This is a genomic window from Paraburkholderia sp. SIMBA_054 (genome assembly GCF_046534875.1).
GTDB classification, from domain to species: domain Bacteria; phylum Pseudomonadota; class Gammaproteobacteria; order Burkholderiales; family Burkholderiaceae; genus Paraburkholderia; species Paraburkholderia hospita.
In genome coordinates, this window is sequence record NZ_JAWRXV010001238.1 from 1 (window position 1) to 253 (window position 253).

The 253-nt window shown below is 74.3% G+C and carries 1 protein-coding gene; it reads left to right on the forward strand.

Annotated features, from left to right (window positions below; all coding sequences use genetic code 11):
* Positions 1-253 (forward strand): solute carrier family 23 protein (locus SB822_RS59065; protein WP_410859371.1); only part of this gene is annotated, 253 nt, incomplete at both ends.

A 253-nucleotide genomic window follows, 5' to 3' on the forward strand; every position in this document is an offset into this window, starting at 1 on the left:
CTGCTGGGCACCAGCAGCACCACCGCCTACGCCGAGAGCGCCTCGGGCGTGCAGGTCGGTGGACGCACCGGGCTGACCGCGCTGGTGGTCGCCGCGCTGTTCCTGGCCGCGCTGCTGTTCTCGCCGCTGGCGGCGATGGTGCCCGGCTACGCCACCGCGCCAGCGCTGCTGTTCGTCGCCGGCCTGATGCTGCGCGAGCTGGTCGACGTGCACTGGGACGACCTGACCGAGTCGGTGCCGGCCGCGCTGTGCG